Here is a 15,329-nt window from a genome sequence, read left to right as displayed (position 1 = left end):
ATAGATTGGTAGGTACACGTATGGAATCAAGCGCCTATGATGTGATCGTGGTGGGAGCGGGAATGGCCGGCCTGACGGCCGCGGCCTACACCGCGCGGGCAGGCCTGAAGGTGCTGCTGTGTGACAAAGAGAAGAACACCGGAGGGTTGGTCAATTCATTTGAGTACAAGGGCTTCGTCTTCGATGGCGGGATCCGGGCGATCGAGAATTCGGGGATCGTAGCGCCCATGCTGAGGCAGTTGGGCTTGCAGGTGGATTTCCTGCCCAGCCCCGTCTCGATCGGCATCGGCGAGGATGTGGTCTGGATCGAGTCGAAGGCCAGCCTGACGGCGTACCAGGCGCTGCTGGAAAAGCACTTTCCCGCCAACAAGGACGACATCGCGGCCATCATGCGGGAAATTGTGAAAATCATGGGCTACATGGATGTGCTCTATGGCATTGACAACCCGTTGTTCATGGACTTGAAGCGCAACCCGGGCTACGTGTTCAGGACGATCCTGCCGTGGATGCTCAAATATGCGCTGACCGCGCCGAAGATTGCCCGCCTCCGCGAGCCGGTGGAGGCGTATCTCGCCAGGTTTTCGGCCAACCAGGCGTTGATTGACATGATTGCCCAGCATTTCTTTCAGAAGACGCCGACACATTTCGCCCTGAGCTATTTCAGCCTCTACCTGGATTACCGCTATCCCAGGGGCGGAACCGGCACGCTGCCCCAAGCCCTCGAGCGCTTCGTGCTGGACCACGGCGGCGAAATCCGGCGCGAGACCCTGATCACGAGTCTTGACCCCGGACGACGCCAGGCGGTGGATGACCGGGGCAATGTCTACCAGTACAAGAAGCTGGTTTGGGCCGCGGATCAGAAGGCGCTCTACCGGATCGTCAACCCGGCATCCATACCGGACAGGCAGGCTGGCGAACGCATCCGGGCCAGAAAGGAAAGCCTGGTGGGGAAAGTCGGCGGCGATTCGGTTCTGACCGTGTATCTCACGGTGGACATGGAGAGCAGCGCCTTCGGGCGCATCGCCAGCCCGCACTTCTTCCACACGCCGTCAACGGCCGGTCTTTCCCAGGTCAGGCTGGACGAACTGCGCATGGCTGGCCCAGAGAGCGCCGCCGGGCTGATCGCCGACCGGCCGCGCATCGAGGATTGGCTCAGACGCTACCTGGAACACACCACTTACGAGATTTCCTGCCCCGTTCTGCGGGATCACACGCTGGCCCCCGCGGGCAAGACCGGACTCATCGTCAGCTCGCTCTTCGAATACTCGCTAACGAAGCACATCGCGGCGCTGGGCTGGTATGACGAGTTCAAACAGCTCGTGGCTGATCACATGATCCGGGTGTTGGACGCCAGCATTTATCCAGGGCTGAGGGCCGCCGTCATGGACAGCTTCACGTCCACGCCGCTCACGATGGAACGGATCTCAGGCAACTCGGACGGCGCCATCACGGGGTGGGCATTTACCAATGATGTCATGCCGGCTGTGCGCAGTCTGCCGGGGGTGGCCAGTTCGGTGCTGACGCCGATCCCGGACGTTTACCAGGCAGGACAATGGACCTACAGCCCAGCCGGGCTGCCCATCTCGATTTTGACCGGCAAGTTGGCCGCGGACAGGGTCCTCAAGGCCCTGGCGTAAGGCCGGTCAAGCGCAGGCTCGCCTCCCAGACCCGCCGGCCCATCTCCCGATCCAGGGCCGGCGCGGCCGGTTTCTCTTCGATGGTCAGGTGAAAGAAGCGGCCGCTGACGTCCGCCAGTTCGGGCGCGGCCGCGAGGTAGTGCAGCGCTGCGCCGGAAATGGCGGAGTCCTTGAGCGTGCCCCAGATGATGTGATGCAGAAACCATCGGTACAACGGCCCGTTGTTGTTGCCGATGTTCGTCCTCACGTCCCCCGGATGCATGGCATTGATGGTGACGCCCGTGCCTTGCAGGCGGTCGGCGAATTCCCACGTGGCCAGCAGTTGCGCGACTTTGGACGCGCCGTAACCCCGATAGCCGTTGTAGCGCCTGTGCGCCCAGTTCAGATCAGCCAGATCCAGCCCGCCGAACCTGTGACCTTCGGAGTTCACCTGGATGATGCGGGCAGGCGCGCTCTGCTGCAGTCGTTCGAGCAGAAGGTGCGTCAGGAGAAATGGCGCGAGGTGATTCACACAGAACACCGTCTCGAAACCACCCCCGGTGAGGGTCCGGCTCGTCGAAAACAGCCCGGCTGAGTTGATCAGCACGTCAATCCGGGGATAGTCTCGCAGGAGAACCGCGGCCGCGGCGCGGACGCTGGCGAGATCGCTGAAATCTGCGAGGACGATTGCGACCGGCGCGTTGCTGCGTGCCAGCAGCTCCCTCTGCACAGCCTTCGCCTTATCGGGGTTCCGACAGAGCATGACGATGTGGGCGCCGGCGCGGGCAAGGCGTCTGACGGCCGCCAGCCCTACGCCTGAGGTTGAGCCGGAGACGACGCAGAGTTTCCCGGCCAGGGAAGCGGTGGTGGTCCCCTGGCTGGCCCGGCGGTTCGTGATGAACGCAAGTTCATCCGGCAACTTGAAGGCGGGCATGGCTTCTCCCTTCAACCAAAGACTCTGCGCATGAAGCGGCGATAGGGCGTCTTGAGCGGCGGGATTCCGTCAAGGATAGCGCCCCACAGGTCGAAATAGTCGCGTTGTGCGATGATGCGGCCGTCCTCGTGCAGAGTGAGCTTGGTGCTGCCGTAGACGGGATTGGGTGGATACTTCGTGAAAGCCATCGTCATGATCCAGTCCATCAGGATGATGTTGGAGTTCTGGGCGATGGAGAGGATCTGCATGTGCAGGCTCTGACAGCGCTGCGTCAGGCGTTCGCAGAGACCGACGAATTCCTCGATCCCTTCGATGCGCTGGATGGAATCCTGGAAAACGATGTCCGGGTGATAGTACGGATAGAGATGGGACCAGTCCGGTTTCCCGTCGGCGTTATAGGTTCGGCCCCACAACTCCCTGACGACACCGGTGTCCAGTGTCCTCAGCAGGCCGATTTCATTGTTCCCAAGCAGCGCGAGACTGAGGTTCGCCCTCTTTGGTTCCAGTTCTTCCAGTTCTTGCAGTTCTTTCCGCTCTTCCATATGCACTTCATCTCCAAATGTTTCTACGAGGTTCAGGGGGGGACCGGTCTGCCCCGGCCAGTCGCACATTATACCCGGCGAACGCGGTTCTGTCTACAGTTCAGGTGACGCCATGACCCCCACCAATACAACAAGGCCGGCCCACAGACCACAGCCTGCGACCGACCTTGTCCTCGTGGGCAGGCAAGTTATGTTTGGTGCGACACCTATCCGACCTCGCGGCCTCAGGCGCCTTGTCGAATCGCGGATGCCGGTGGCCGGTGGCGGCTGCGTCGCCAATCTTCCCTGACCTTTATGGTCGCGTTCTTTTGCTTGACGGCCAAGCCTCGTTCCTTTATTCATGGGCTTGCGTCAACGCGCAATTGCGTTTGGGTTCGCCGGAACTTCGCAATCTGGCGGCGCATGTGCGGCATGCAGCCCGCTAATTTACGAACTCTAAACGATCCCTGTGTACACTACGAGACATGGCGCCCCCGTCGCATCCCAGACAAGGAGAAATTGGACATGAGAACCCTGGAGTGTTGTGTGTGTCAGCGGCCGCTGGAGGGCAATGCGCCCCATCTGGGCAACCGGGCCTACTGCCAGGAGCATTGGGCCGCGCTCAGCCGCAGCCGCGGCAGCGTGTGGCGTGCGGGCTTGGCCAGCGTCAGCGCGCTGTTGGTCTTTGCCGTGGCCGCGGCTCTGCTGGCCGGAGCGATCAAGCCGGCGCTGAGCGGCGCCTGGCTGACGGCGGTAGGCGTCGTGCTGGCCCTGATCCCGGCGGCGCTGTGGTTGGTCTTCTTCTATGCCCAGGATCGGCTGGAGCCAGAGCCGAAGGGCCATGTGTTGGCTGTGTTCGTGTTCGGCGGGCTGCTGGCCAGCTCCGTCGGCATCCCCATCGTGCGCAATCTGTTCCGTGTCCAGGATGCGTTGGGCCGGGGTCTCTGGTTCGATCTGCTCGCTTCGATCCTGATCGTCGGCTTCGTACAGGAATTCCTCAAGTACGCGGCCGTGCGCTATTCCGTCTACCTCTCGCCCGAATTCGACGAACGTTTGGACGGCATCCTCTACGGGACCGCCGCCGGTTTGGGCTTTGCCACCCTGCTCAACATCCACTACGTGGTGGAGAGCGGCGGGGTCAATCTGGCCCTGGGCGTCATTACGATTGTCGTCAACGCGCTGGCCCATGCCAGTTTTGGCGGCGTCAGCGGCTATTTTCTGGGCCGCGCCAAGTTCGAAGAGGAACCGGTCTGGTGGCTGCCCGCCGGTTTGACGCTGGCCGCCGTGCTCAATGGCCTGTTCAGCGTGGCCCGCGGCGGCTTGACGCGCAGCGGCTCGGCGCTGGCCGGTCAGACGATCACTCCCTGGTACGGTCTGGCGCTGGCGGCCGTCGTGGCGGGCGTGACCCTCTATGCGGTGATTGGCCTCATGCGCCGCGCCAACCGGCAGACCCTGGCCGGCGCCGACGCCCCGTGACGATCCCACGTGCGAACGCATTTCAGAAAGGACGAACGACCGATGTTACAATCAATTACACGCAGCCGGTCTGACCGCTGGGCCGATGGCGCGGTCATCGGCGCACTGATCGCCGCCCTGCTGCTGGGCGCAGTCGTCGTGAACCTGGCGCAGGGCCAGCGCAGTCAATTCAGCAATGCCGAGGCTGGCCTGACCGTGGCATATCCGCAAGGCTGGCTGCTCCAGTCAAGCGCCGATCTGGCCTTCCAGGCCATCAACCCCGAATCAGGCACTTTCAAGACAACCTACCAGGCGCGCACGATGCCGATTGCGGCGGGCGGCCCAATCACGCCGACCCTTGCCCTGGCGCTCAACAACATGGCGCTCGACCGCGGACGTCAGGAGACGGCCTATCGGCTGTTCGAGATCAGCGAGGGCGCGCCGGTGTCCGGTCAACCAACGATGGAAGCCAACTACGTCTACATCTCTGCGCCCAGTGATCCCTTTGCCCAAACCGCGCCGGTTGTCGTACACGGCCTGGATATCGCCGTTGCGCGCGGCGACCAGGCCTACATTTTCAGCCTGCTGGCCGCCGAAGGCGATGCCTTCGCGGCGGCCGCGCCAAATTTTCGCCGCTTCGTACAGTCTGCGGCGCTGCGCTGAGCCGTTCTCTGCCGCAGATGTTCGCTGAAAGGAACAATCGAGATGAATCGCATCTTCCGTCTGTTGAGCATTCCACTGATCGTGGCGCTGCTGCTGACCAGCCTGGCGCCCGCGGCGCTGGCCCTGGACAGGCCAGGACGCCTGAAGATCATGTCCGCCGTGGTCCAGGTCTGGTGGATCACCGAAGAAAACGGCAATCTGCGCGGCGGCGGCGTCGGGTCTGGCACGCTCATCTCGGCCGATGGGCTGGTGCTGACCAACCACCATGTCGCTGTGCCGAGGTTCAGCGAATTCAACCGTTTGGGCATCGCCCTGACGACGCGCTCGGATCGGCCGCCGCAGGTGCTCTATCTGGCGGAAATCGTCGCTGATGACGCCCGGCTCGATCTGTCCGTGCTGCGCATCTCACACGATCTCAACCTGCGCCCCATCCAGTCCAGCCAGTTGAATCTGCCTTTCGTTGCCCTGGGCGACTCTGACAATCTGGATGTGGGCGACGAGCTGAACATCTTTGGCTATCCGGGCATCGGCGGCGACACCGTGACCTTTACGCGCGGCGTTGTCAGCGGCTTCACGCTGGACGCCAGCATCGAGGGCCGGGCCTGGATCAAGACCGACACCACGATTGCCGGCGGCAACAGCGGCGGGACAGCGGTGGACGCCGATGGTCTGCTGGTGGGCGTGCCGACGATCGCGGCCGCCGGCGAGGACACGGATGTGGTTGATTGTCGCCCGGTGAACGACACCAATCACGATGGCAAGCTTGACGACAAGGATTCCTGCGTACCGATCGGCGGCTTTCTGAACGGATTGCGCCCGGTCAACCTGGCCAGGCCGCTGATCGAAGCGGCGCGGCAAGGGGTGGCTTCGCCGGGCCAGAGCAATCCAGGCGCCGGCGAGACCGCGCCTGCGCCGGCGAGTCAGCCGCGCTTCTTCAACCTGCAGTTTGCGTCCGGCGTGAGCGAGTCGCAGCAGCCAACGACGCTGATCAGCAGCCTGCCCTCCGGCAGCCGTCAGATGTACATCTTCTTCGACTACGAGAATATGGCCGATGGGATGCGTTGGGAGATGCAGGTCTCCAAAGATGGCAAGGACGAACCAGATCTGGGAATGTCGGCCGACGGCTGGGTCGGCGGGGCGACGGGCAACTGGTGGGTCGGTTGGAGCGACACCCCCTTCGCCGACGGCCTGTATCGCATGCGCTTCCTGGTCGAGGGCCGTCAGGTGGCCGAAACCCAGATTCAGGTTGGCGTCGAAACGCCGCGCGCAGCCACGTTTGCCAACATTGTATTCAGTCAAGACTACACGAGTGCGGGCGAACCGTCCGAGTCGAGCCGTCTCTTCCCGGAGGGGACCAAGCGCCTTTACTGGTTCTTCGAGCATCAGAACATGACCGTTGGCGCCCAGTGGGGTTACACCTGGTTTTTCGAAGGCAAGGCGGCAGATAGCGCCACGCTGACCTGGGATGGGCCGCCCGACGGTCTGATGCGCATGGTGCTGACCAACGACACCGGCATGGCGGCGGGCAACTGGCGGTTGGAGCTGACGATCGGCGATCAGCCGGCAGCCCGCGCCGATTTGACCGTCGCCGGGAAGCAGGGCGGCGGGCCTGTCTTCCAGCCGTTTGTCTTTTCGCGCAACGTGGATAACAAGACGGGCAAGCCGCTCGACACGGAGACCAGCTTTCCGGCCGGCATCACCGCTTTCTACGCCTTTTCGGACTTCGCCGGCATGCAGAACGGCTTGAAGTGCGCCAACCGCCTGTATCTGAACGGCGTCAAGCTCATGGATAATGCCTATGTGTGGGGCGACGAGTGGCTGCCCTGGGCGGGCGAGTCGGGAACCTGGTCGAACGTGTTCAGCGCCAGCGGTAACGAAATGCCCAACGGCGAGTACACGTTAGAGCTGGTGGTGGAAGGTCAGGTGGCGCAGCGAGGTTCGGTGACGATCGGTGGCGCTGCACCGGCGCCCACACCCGCGCCGGCGCCCGCCAGTCCCGCCGCCGGCGTGCAGGTGCAGGGGGTCATCAGCGACGCGGACACAGGGCGGCCCATCGCCGGGGCGTTCTTCATCGTGCTCAAGCCGGGGATCAAGGTCAGCGCGTTCAAGTGGACCGACGACGAGGTCTACTCGATGACCAAGAGCGACCGCCAGGGTGTCTTACAACTGCCGTTGCCCCTGTTGCGCGGTCAGTGCTACAGCGTCGTGATTGCCGCCGAGGGCTACTGGACGCACAATGAGGATGACGCCTGCGTCAATCAGAAGACGCCAGACCAGGTGGAGCTGCAGATTCAGATGCAAAAACGCTGACGCGAATCACCTGACAATTGGAACTGCTGCCTAAACCCATGACCCCCACCAATACAACAAGGCCGGCCCACAGACCACAGCCTGCGACCGACCTTGTCCTCGTGGGCAGGCAAGTTATGTTTGGTGCGACATCTATCCGACCTCGCGGCCGGCGCTCAACCCGCGCCCGCAGCTGCCGCTCGCGCGACCCGCCGCCTGGCAAACGCCGCGGGGAACACTGTCATTGTCGCCGGTGAGGGCAGCGTTTGTCTGCCTCTCCCAGCCTTTACGTGCGCCTCGCCCACAGCGCCAGTCTGGCATACCTCAGGCGCCTTGTCGAATCGCGGATGCCGGTGGCCGGTGGCGGCTGCGTCGCCAATCTTCCCTGACCTTTATGGTCGCGTTCTTTTGCTTGACGGCCAAGCCTCGTTCCTTTACCGGCGTTCTCTGTGGTTGTGGCTCGCTTAGAAATCTTGACGCTTGACGTCGCATATCCAGTGTGATTGGGCATCATAGAGAGCGAGAGGTCCGCTTGCCACCCCGTATCCGCCTTTCCGGCGCCTGAATCCCCTCGACTGGTAACTCATCCCCCAGCCCACCATCCGTCGTCTCACCCACGCACGGTCGCTCCCACGCGCATCCCACCCATCCAAATTTGACAAGTCTTTACAAAGCAGAAGGCGATTAGTTGTCTTGCGACTCCGCGACATCCGCACCGCCCCCGCCCCCCGGAGAGCGTTTCAATCGCCCGAAGGCGATTAGTTGTCTTGCGACCCCGGAGAGCCCATCCAGTTCGCCGACTCCGATCTGTGTTTCAATCGCCCGAAGGCGATTAGTTGTCTTGCGACAGACATGAGCTGACCGTGATTCATAAGATAGCTCTGAGTTTCAATCGCCCGAAGGCGATTAGTTGTCTTGCGACAACGACCTGCTCCGATGTTATGGATGTCCAAGCAGGGTTTCAATCGCCCGAAGGCGATTAGTTGTCTTGCGACTCGCCCGCAAAGTCACGACATGCAGAATAAGTGCGCACGTTTCAATCGCCCGAAGGCGATTAGTTGTCTTGCGACGCTGAAACGTGATGCCGCTCCGGCGATTTCGACCGCTCGTTTCAATCGCCCGAAGGCGATTAGTTGTCTTGCGACGAGCGCGAGTCCATCGTCAACAGCGTCTTGGGCGGATGTTTCAATCGCCCGAAGGCGATTAGTTGTCTTGCGACGCAGCCGCAGCAACAGGTCCCTCAGGGGTACTACCCGCCGTTTCAATCGCCCGAAGGCGATTAGTTGTCTTGCGACCAGGATTCTCCCGACTTCAGGCGCGCGATAGCCAGAGTTACGTTTGTGACATATGTCAGTATACCCTAACTACCCTCGGTCGTCGTAGTAAACAATTCTGGATGATACGTTTGCGCCTGCGCCACGTACTCTCGCACCACACTCTGCCCACGACCAATCATAACACTGATCGTAGCCACCGCCAAACCCTGTTTGAGCAGCAAACAGACCCGCTCATAGTCTTTCAAATAGCGCTCAACGCTCTTGAGTGAGTGCCCGCTCTCCCGCGAACGTCCGGCGCCTCCAAACCCTGCTCGTGCAGCCGAATGATCTCTCCCTTGTGCGTCGGCCGACTGCCCTGATCCATCTTGTAGCCCTTCAGCGGCAACGGCTTCCCGTCTCCGCTTGCTCCGTTGCTACTGCCTTGCGCACCCGATCCATCCCGATCCCCAGAATCACGCTCAACTCAGCCACGGTCAATAGCCCTCCCTGCTCGGCCGCCGTCCGTACCAGTCGCGCAACCTGTCGCCGATGACGTGCCTGTAAACGCGCTCCGGCCTGTTCCCGACCACACCGCTCCACGCGCTCCTGCCACTCTTCCGGCGCCAGCAGCGGTAACACCACTGTCACCGTCTTGTACTCCTCGGTCGCCTTCCCTGGCTGCGCCTTGTGTCCCTCGTCTCCGGTGCATGTCCAGATCAAATCCCCGCTGTGTAACTGTCAAGCGACAATTAGATTTACACATCAGCGACAATTAGAATTACCCATTTTGAATGGTTAGTTTCGAATTGCCTCAACCTGGCCAGGCTGAGCCTGACCCATTTCCTGTGATTGGCGGCGGGCGGCTGCTTCCGCTCGCATACTGGTCATTTCGGACCCGAACTCGATGATCCGACTGTGATGAACCACGCGGTCGATCGCCGCGGCCGTGGTCAAGGGATCTTTGAAGATTTGATCCCACTGTGAAAACACGAGATTGGAGGTGATCACTACGCTGCGGCGCTCATAACGCTCAGCCAGAAAAGTGAATAACACTTCCATTTCTTCCCGGCTCTGCTGAACATAGCCGATGTCATCGAGGATGACCACCTGAAAGCGATCGAGCCGTTTCAGTTCCGGTTCCAGTGCATAGTCCCGTTTGGCTCGCAGTAAGCCGTCGACCAGTTTATAGGTCGGAGTGAACCAGACGCTGTAATCGTGGTGAATCCATTCGTAAGCCAACGCGCGGCCAAATGTGTTTTCCCAGTCCCGGGTTGGCCCAAAAATCAATATGTTTTCTGCCTCCTTGATGAAACCGCCCTCGATCAGGCCAGCTAATTGGCGGCGCAAGCGTAAAGGCAGCCGGGACTGCTCAAACCGGGCCAGGGTTTTGTCGGGTGGTAGGTGAGCCTCACGTAGCAAGCGCTCAACCCGACGCTGCTGGCGACCGGCTGTTTCCTGCTCTAACAGATAGAGCAGGAAACTCTCGAGAGACCAGTCCTGCTGCTGGGCCAGGCTCAGGGCTTCCGGTACGGCCTCGGCGATGCTGGGCAGCCGCAGGCGTTTGCAGTGTTGCGCAATTGGTTCAAGCACTGTCATCGTTCACCTCCCTGAGTAGGGCATCGTACTGGGCCAGATTGACTGATGATGTCGCCAACTGGGGTATCGCTGGTGATGGAGACTTGATCAAGCGTTCAACGTCGGTGTCATCCCAGGTTTCTGGACTCTCCAGCAAACGTTTCAGTGCGGCTTCCACGTCACTTTCCAGGGTGTGCGCCGCCCAATGCACGATGCGTAGGTAGATCAGGTCGGCTTTGCGCGGTGAGTGCCACTGGTTCAAGATTTCCCAGGCTTGCCGGAAAACAACGGTCGGAAACAAGGCTTCCCGGTAACGGTAATCCCGAAAGCCGCCGGGTTTGCGTAGCAGGCTATCCACTAAGTGCCGATAGTTCAGTTGATACTGATTTTGGCCCACAAGGCGGGGCATCTTTGCCATCAGGTTTCGCCGGAAGTAGACTTCCAGGTGCCACTCATGGATGTGAACGATGACCATTTGGCCCAATCAGGCTGGTCGGTACGGAGTAGGCATTGTGCTGCACCCGGATCATGCTACCCCGGCCGACTCTCACCCGGCATTCTTGATACGATTCCAGCGGAGGTACCGTCAGTGGCTTCATCACCGCTAATTCCTCGGCCAGGCGCTCCCGCCGACGTTCGTTGCGCCGGGTCATCACCTGAGCGATGAAGTGCTCATAATCTGTCACGGAGGCAAAATCCGGCTGCTGCGCAGTAGCAGATGCTGGCGCAACGCCTGCTTGAGCGCACCGTTGGCCGCTTCGATGTCACCGTTCTCTTCGGGGCTGCCGACATGGATGGTCCGCGGCTGCATCCCATAATGCTTCAAGAGAGCCAGGTAAGCCAGATTATACTCCGGCCCAACTCATCGCTGGCGCTCAGTGAGTGGGTAACCGCCGACGAATTGTCGGTCTGATGGTACACCGGCACCGCGCCCAAGTTGAACAGGGTCACCTGCAAGGCGCGCTGGTACGCCAATAGTGATTCCGATTGTGCCACCACCCCCATTCCCAGTTGGAGTAGGGTAACACGCTGTGAATCAGCACATGCTTGAAGGACTCACCGGCAATTGTCGCCCCTAACTCCGTTAGCCAGGTGCCATCCGTCTGCAGAATTTCGCCTGGTCGGTGGACCTGCGCCAAAACAGCGATCTGGGCCAGGTGTATCGCCCGCCACTCGGCTATCCGCCGTTGTAGGGTTCGCAACTGGCCTTCCTGATACTTATCTGGCTGCTGTTCGCACAACCACTCGAAAAGCGTTTTGGCTTCCAGTTCTGGAGCAGCTGCTAACATCTGCTCTACCTTCGGCCAATAGTCACTAAACGGGTCGTCTCGCGTGCGATATGCCCGTGGTTGCTGCACTTCACTGGGAAGTTGTTCCAGCTCCTCATACTTAGCAACCGTTTTTCGACTTTTAATGTTCGCTTTGACGGCCGATTGTTCTTGGGTACGGCCTTTCGTTCGTTCACGCATTGCTAGCCTCACTTGAGCATCGGTACAAGTCATCTTATCCTCCCTCTCCTTCATGATCAGAGGAAGTTTACCTGACCTGCCTGCTGCTTCCTAGTGGGCAGTTCTAATTGTCGTCAATGAGTAATTATAGTTGTCGTTGAACACACGTCACCTGCGACGCCATCTTCGTCAGCTACCAAGGCCAGGGTCTCTCCACTACGGCCATCCATCTGCGTTCGTTCGCCTACCGTACACAGAGCCGGTGTCCCCCTCACCCTCCACCGCCTGCGTTACCTCGCCAACGACCCCCCCGCCCTGCCCCGGGCTGCGTGCCGCCAGACCCCGCCCGGAACCGCTTCTTGCCCGCCACCACCCAAGGCGCATGGCTGCCAATGATCGTCCGGTGCAATGCCGACTACAATGCCGCCTGCGCGCAAACCGGCACGGGCCGAAATTTAGGCTCAAAGGGCGGCGCCTTCGGGTCCATGAACCCTAAACGCATTTCCCGATCATTTAGTTGCCCCACGCTACGACCAGGCCTGCACTACGGCCACGATCAACGTATGCCGCCATGCTGTGCGCGCGCCCCAGCCCACGGCCGCCCGCCAATGCTGAGAACATTGCATTCCTGGAACGCTATCAGGCGTGGCTGCTCAGCGGCGGCGCTAGTCTGCCGTTATCAGAATCCTCTACATCCCCACGGCCGGTCACGTCTTGGGCCTCAATCTTAAGCCACACAGCCAACTCGACCTGGACACCGACCTGGGCCAAGGCGCTCGCCTACATCCAAGCCAAACAACTGAGGTGCCGAATGGACGACATGTGTCGTAACGCCTGGGCCAAGTTTTGACCCCCTTCGCTCGTCATGAGCCGGGGTCAACTCGAAAGCAAGGCCCACCCGTTTGGAGGGTGACCCGTACATACCGCCGGTCTCTGCAGTGGCTTGTGTCCGAACTGACGCGTTATCAACACCTCCGTCAAGCCAACTGGCGCCCCGCTCGGCTGGAAGAGACAACATCCGACGCTTCTGGAGCGGCCACCTCCGTCTCTGGCGCTGGCTGTGCGAACACCATGCCGTGACCCAGTTAACGGATGTCAAACGCCAATACATCCTGGACTATGTGGATCACCCATCGGCTGCCGGTTGCGCCAAAGCATCAAACCGGGGACCTCCTCGCCTTGCACGCCTTTGTGCTCTTCCTGCAAGACAACGATCACCGTTGCCGCAGGCGTTGCTGCGCTGCGCTATCTCAAGGAACCGGATAGCCTCCCCGTTTCTTGACCGACGATGAGGTGCGTCGTTTGCGCTGACTGCGAGCAACGCGCGTCGCTCAGGCCAGAAGCTATCGCATCAGCACGCGATGCCCTGGCGGTCGCGCCGCCTTCACCACCTCAGCATGGCAGGGCGGGCTGCGCCTGGGTGAGGTCGAAGAACTGCGCCTTCGACGATCTCAATCTGACTGCCCGCCAACTCACCGTCCGCCGGGACGGGGCAGCAGGATCGCCCGTCTATCTCACCGAATATCACCATGCAGGCGCTCCAGGCCTATCTGGCCGGGAGCGGTATGGGGCCAACCAACCACGTCTTTCTCTACCGCAACCAACCGGTCTGCAAGACTTACTGCGCAGTCGCATCAAGGCTGCTGGCGTACGCACTGGCATCAAAGTCTACCCCCATCGCCTGCGCCACACCTGTGCGCAACTGCTCAACGCCGGCTGCCCCATCACCTCGATCCAAAAGCTGCTGGGACACCGTCGGCTCAACTCCACCTTTGGTCTACGCGCTAAGTCCACGACCAGACCGTCGCGGCTGACTACTTCGCCGCCATGATACGGGTCGAATTAACGCCCGATCAGACTCCAGCGCCCCAGCCGACCCACCCCCCCATGTCAACGACGTTGTCACCGAGGAGACCTCGCTGGCGCTGCTCGCGCGGCCTGGCAAGTTGGCCCCTGCCTCGACGCAGAACGGCTGACCCTGGTAAGCGCAATTGCGCCGTCTGCTTCAGGTCCCCAACACCGCTGGCGCCGCCACCTTCGGTACCTCCCCACGTGTGCCGCACCTAGCCGTGATTCAGGCAGCTGCCGGCGTAGACGGCAGAAACTGGCGAACGTCATCACCGACGATGTTGGCGCTGGGCGGAGTCAAAACTGGTTCTGCCAGAGGTTCCCTGGCCTCTTGCCGCAACTGCACTGCTCCGAAAGCGCTTAACGCAAACTTCCCCCCACCCTGCGTGGGGGGCGAGACCAACAAACCTAATCTTCGAAGTGTTCACGCTGCAAACAGTCTCGGTAAGACGGCATGCCAGACGTATGGCTCAAAGCTACCGAGATCATCGCCCACACCGAATACGCCATTGACAAGGCCTACTCTTGCCAATCCCGATGTCGGCTTGGTCAGACGCCTGGCGAGACCGAAGAAGAAAGATCCGTGATTGTTTCCAGCTTTACCGCCTACGAGATTGGGGCATGGCTGATGGTACCCAGACCTTTTCGCTCAGAATCCGGATCGCATCGCGCGCAGCGTGCCTACGGCACCTGTTTTCTCGCCTCCCTCCAACGGGCGATGAATAGCATCCAGCTACCAGTGTGACCAACAAGATCACGACACTCACTGCTCCCAGTCTGCCGGCAACACTGATATGTTGCATAACAAGCCTCCTGGCAGCGTCCATCAGAACCAACGATCCAGCACCAAGAGGTTCCATGCGTGTGTGATGTCCGTCAACCCCACGGACACGGAATCGAACACCGAGGCGCAGCTGCGATTTTCCGATGCTGACATCTGACCAGCTATTGCGCCAATCGCCATGAAATTGCGTGATTTCGCTCCCCCGTGTTGAGCAAACTGCCGCCCGGGGCCGTACTCCGCCCCCATGGTCAGCGCCCAAGCCCAATGATGCACATTCGCATCGTCATCTGGGGGTGCCCATGAACGAGGCAGGCAACCCCTGCCGATCAAAATAAACCCAGGTCTCGTGGGATTCCCTGCATTGCTGACCGCCGGCCAAGCGTTTGGCGCTTCCAAGCGATTGGCTGACCTCCAGACAGGCTACCAATGTCTCTGGTGGACATACCCTCTTCGTCAGCTTTGCACCAACCGTCGGGTTTCAGCGCGCTTGGCATGTCATTCCATGACCAGTTAGCAGGTCGGTTGTCTCGGAATACGCTCTCCAGGTTTCCCTGGACGTAGTTACCGTCAGCGTCGCAGAAGACTGACCAATTCCACTCGCCAGGAGAAGGCTATCGAGAACAGACGAATCAAAATGTCTTCGGCCGTCGGCGCACGATGAGCATCTGCTCAAATTCGTCTTGCCACGCCATCCAACGGATCGTGGCCTGATGGATCGATAAAGCGTAGAGATTATTCCGGCAGTAAGAGTAGCGATTGAGATTTTGCGGATCGCCAGGATTGGGTATAATGCTGTCGGGTTGGATCCAATCCGGTTAAGATAAGGGTCGTAGTATCTGGCGTTGTAGAAATACAACCGCCGCCACCTCGTCCAGCACTGTCCGGTGAAGCGCCGCTGCGTCGGCGTCGCGCCGAAGGTGTAGCGGCTCTCGCCCACGGC

At 60.7% G+C, this 15,329-nt stretch carries 12 protein-coding genes and 1 CRISPR repeat array; of the genes, 5 read left to right on the top strand and 7 right to left on the bottom strand.

Translation table 11 applies throughout. The annotated features are described in order from the left end of the window. The first annotated feature begins 20 nt into the window (after nt 1-20). On the top strand, nt 21-1,637 hold the full coding sequence (locus IPM84_25485) for an NAD(P)/FAD-dependent oxidoreductase (protein MBK9096047.1): 1,617 nt from the start codon (nt 21-23) through the stop codon (nt 1,635-1,637). On the opposite strand, the gene IPM84_25480 is transcribed toward IPM84_25485, so the two are convergent. Together IPM84_25480 and IPM84_25475 are read right to left on the bottom strand one after the other, a co-directional pair. Then, nucleotides 1,621-2,550 carry an SDR family NAD(P)-dependent oxidoreductase gene (locus IPM84_25480; GenBank protein MBK9096046.1) on the bottom strand — a complete coding sequence of 310 codons (930 nt, stop codon included), beginning with the start codon at nt 2,548-2,550 and terminating at the stop codon, nt 1,621-1,623. The genes IPM84_25485 and IPM84_25480 overlap by 17 nt on opposite strands. An 11-nt stretch (nt 2,551-2,561) precedes the next feature. Beyond that, nucleotides 2,562-3,092 (bottom strand): nuclear transport factor 2 family protein, encoded by a 531-nt coding sequence (locus IPM84_25475; protein ID MBK9096045.1) that lies wholly within the window; start codon nt 3,090-3,092, stop codon nt 2,562-2,564. 504 nt (nt 3,093-3,596) lie between these two features. Here IPM84_25475 and IPM84_25470 point away from each other — a divergent pair. Genes IPM84_25470 through IPM84_25460 form a run of 3 tightly spaced genes read left to right on the top strand, consistent with a single transcriptional unit; the run spans nt 3,597 to nt 7,499 of the window. Then, nucleotides 3,597-4,547 carry a PrsW family intramembrane metalloprotease gene (locus tag IPM84_25470; GenBank protein MBK9096044.1) on the top strand — a complete coding sequence of 317 codons (951 nt, stop codon included), beginning with the start codon at nt 3,597-3,599 and terminating at the stop codon, nt 4,545-4,547. Nucleotides 4,548-4,589: 42 nt separating this feature from the next. After that, the gene (locus IPM84_25465; GenBank protein MBK9096043.1) at nt 4,590-5,189 is read left to right on the top strand and encodes a hypothetical protein; all 600 of its coding nucleotides are present in this window, start codon (nt 4,590-4,592) and stop codon (nt 5,187-5,189) included. 42 nt (nt 5,190-5,231) lie between these two features. After that, nucleotides 5,232-7,499 (top strand): trypsin-like peptidase domain-containing protein, encoded by a 2,268-nt coding sequence (locus IPM84_25460; GenBank protein ID MBK9096042.1) that lies wholly within the window; start codon nt 5,232-5,234, stop codon nt 7,497-7,499. A gap of 642 nt (nt 7,500-8,141) precedes the next feature. Beyond that, nucleotides 8,142-8,773: direct repeats of the CRISPR family, unit length 37 nt; unit sequence GTTTCAATCGCCCGAAGGCGATTAGTTGTCTTGCGAC. Nucleotides 8,774-8,838: 65 nt separating this feature from the next. On the opposite strand, the gene IPM84_25455 is transcribed toward IPM84_25460, so the two are convergent. From IPM84_25455 to IPM84_25435, 5 genes are all read right to left on the bottom strand, one after another. Beyond that, entirely contained in the window at nt 8,839-9,000 is a 162-nt protein-coding gene (locus tag IPM84_25455) for a hypothetical protein (protein MBK9096041.1), read from the bottom strand. A 130-nt stretch (nt 9,001-9,130) separates the two neighbouring features. Beyond that, nucleotides 9,131-9,454 carry a DUF1670 domain-containing protein gene (locus IPM84_25450; GenBank protein MBK9096040.1) on the bottom strand — a complete coding sequence of 108 codons (324 nt, stop codon included), beginning with the start codon at nt 9,452-9,454 and terminating at the stop codon, nt 9,131-9,133. A gap of 75 nt (nt 9,455-9,529) precedes the next feature. Then, nucleotides 9,530-10,330 carry an ATP-binding protein gene (locus IPM84_25445; protein ID MBK9096039.1) on the bottom strand — a complete coding sequence of 267 codons (801 nt, stop codon included), beginning with the start codon at nt 10,328-10,330 and terminating at the stop codon, nt 9,530-9,532. Continuing rightward, the gene (locus tag IPM84_25440) at nt 10,317-10,784 is read right to left on the bottom strand and encodes a hypothetical protein (protein MBK9096038.1); all 468 of its coding nucleotides are present in this window, start codon (nt 10,782-10,784) and stop codon (nt 10,317-10,319) included. Before IPM84_25440 ends, IPM84_25445 begins: the two co-directional genes overlap by 14 nt. Nucleotides 10,785-11,256: 472 nt before the next feature. Then, nucleotides 11,257-11,778 carry a hypothetical protein gene (locus IPM84_25435; protein ID MBK9096037.1) on the bottom strand — a complete coding sequence of 174 codons (522 nt, stop codon included), beginning with the start codon at nt 11,776-11,778 and terminating at the stop codon, nt 11,257-11,259. Nucleotides 11,779-13,177: 1,399 nt separating this feature from the next. Here IPM84_25435 and IPM84_25430 point away from each other — a divergent pair. Next, complete coding sequence (locus tag IPM84_25430) at nt 13,178-13,588, top strand: site-specific integrase (GenBank protein MBK9096036.1); 411 nt, start codon at nt 13,178-13,180, stop codon at nt 13,586-13,588. Nucleotides 13,589-15,329 lie beyond the last annotated feature (1,741 nt).

The sequence above is a fragment of the Candidatus Amarolinea dominans genome, assembly GCA_016719785.1.
GTDB lineage: Bacteria > Chloroflexota > Anaerolineae > SSC4 > Amarolineaceae > Amarolinea > Amarolinea dominans.
The sequence above is the reverse complement of the archived record's forward strand: the minus strand, read 5'-3'. Positions and strand labels throughout refer to the sequence as shown.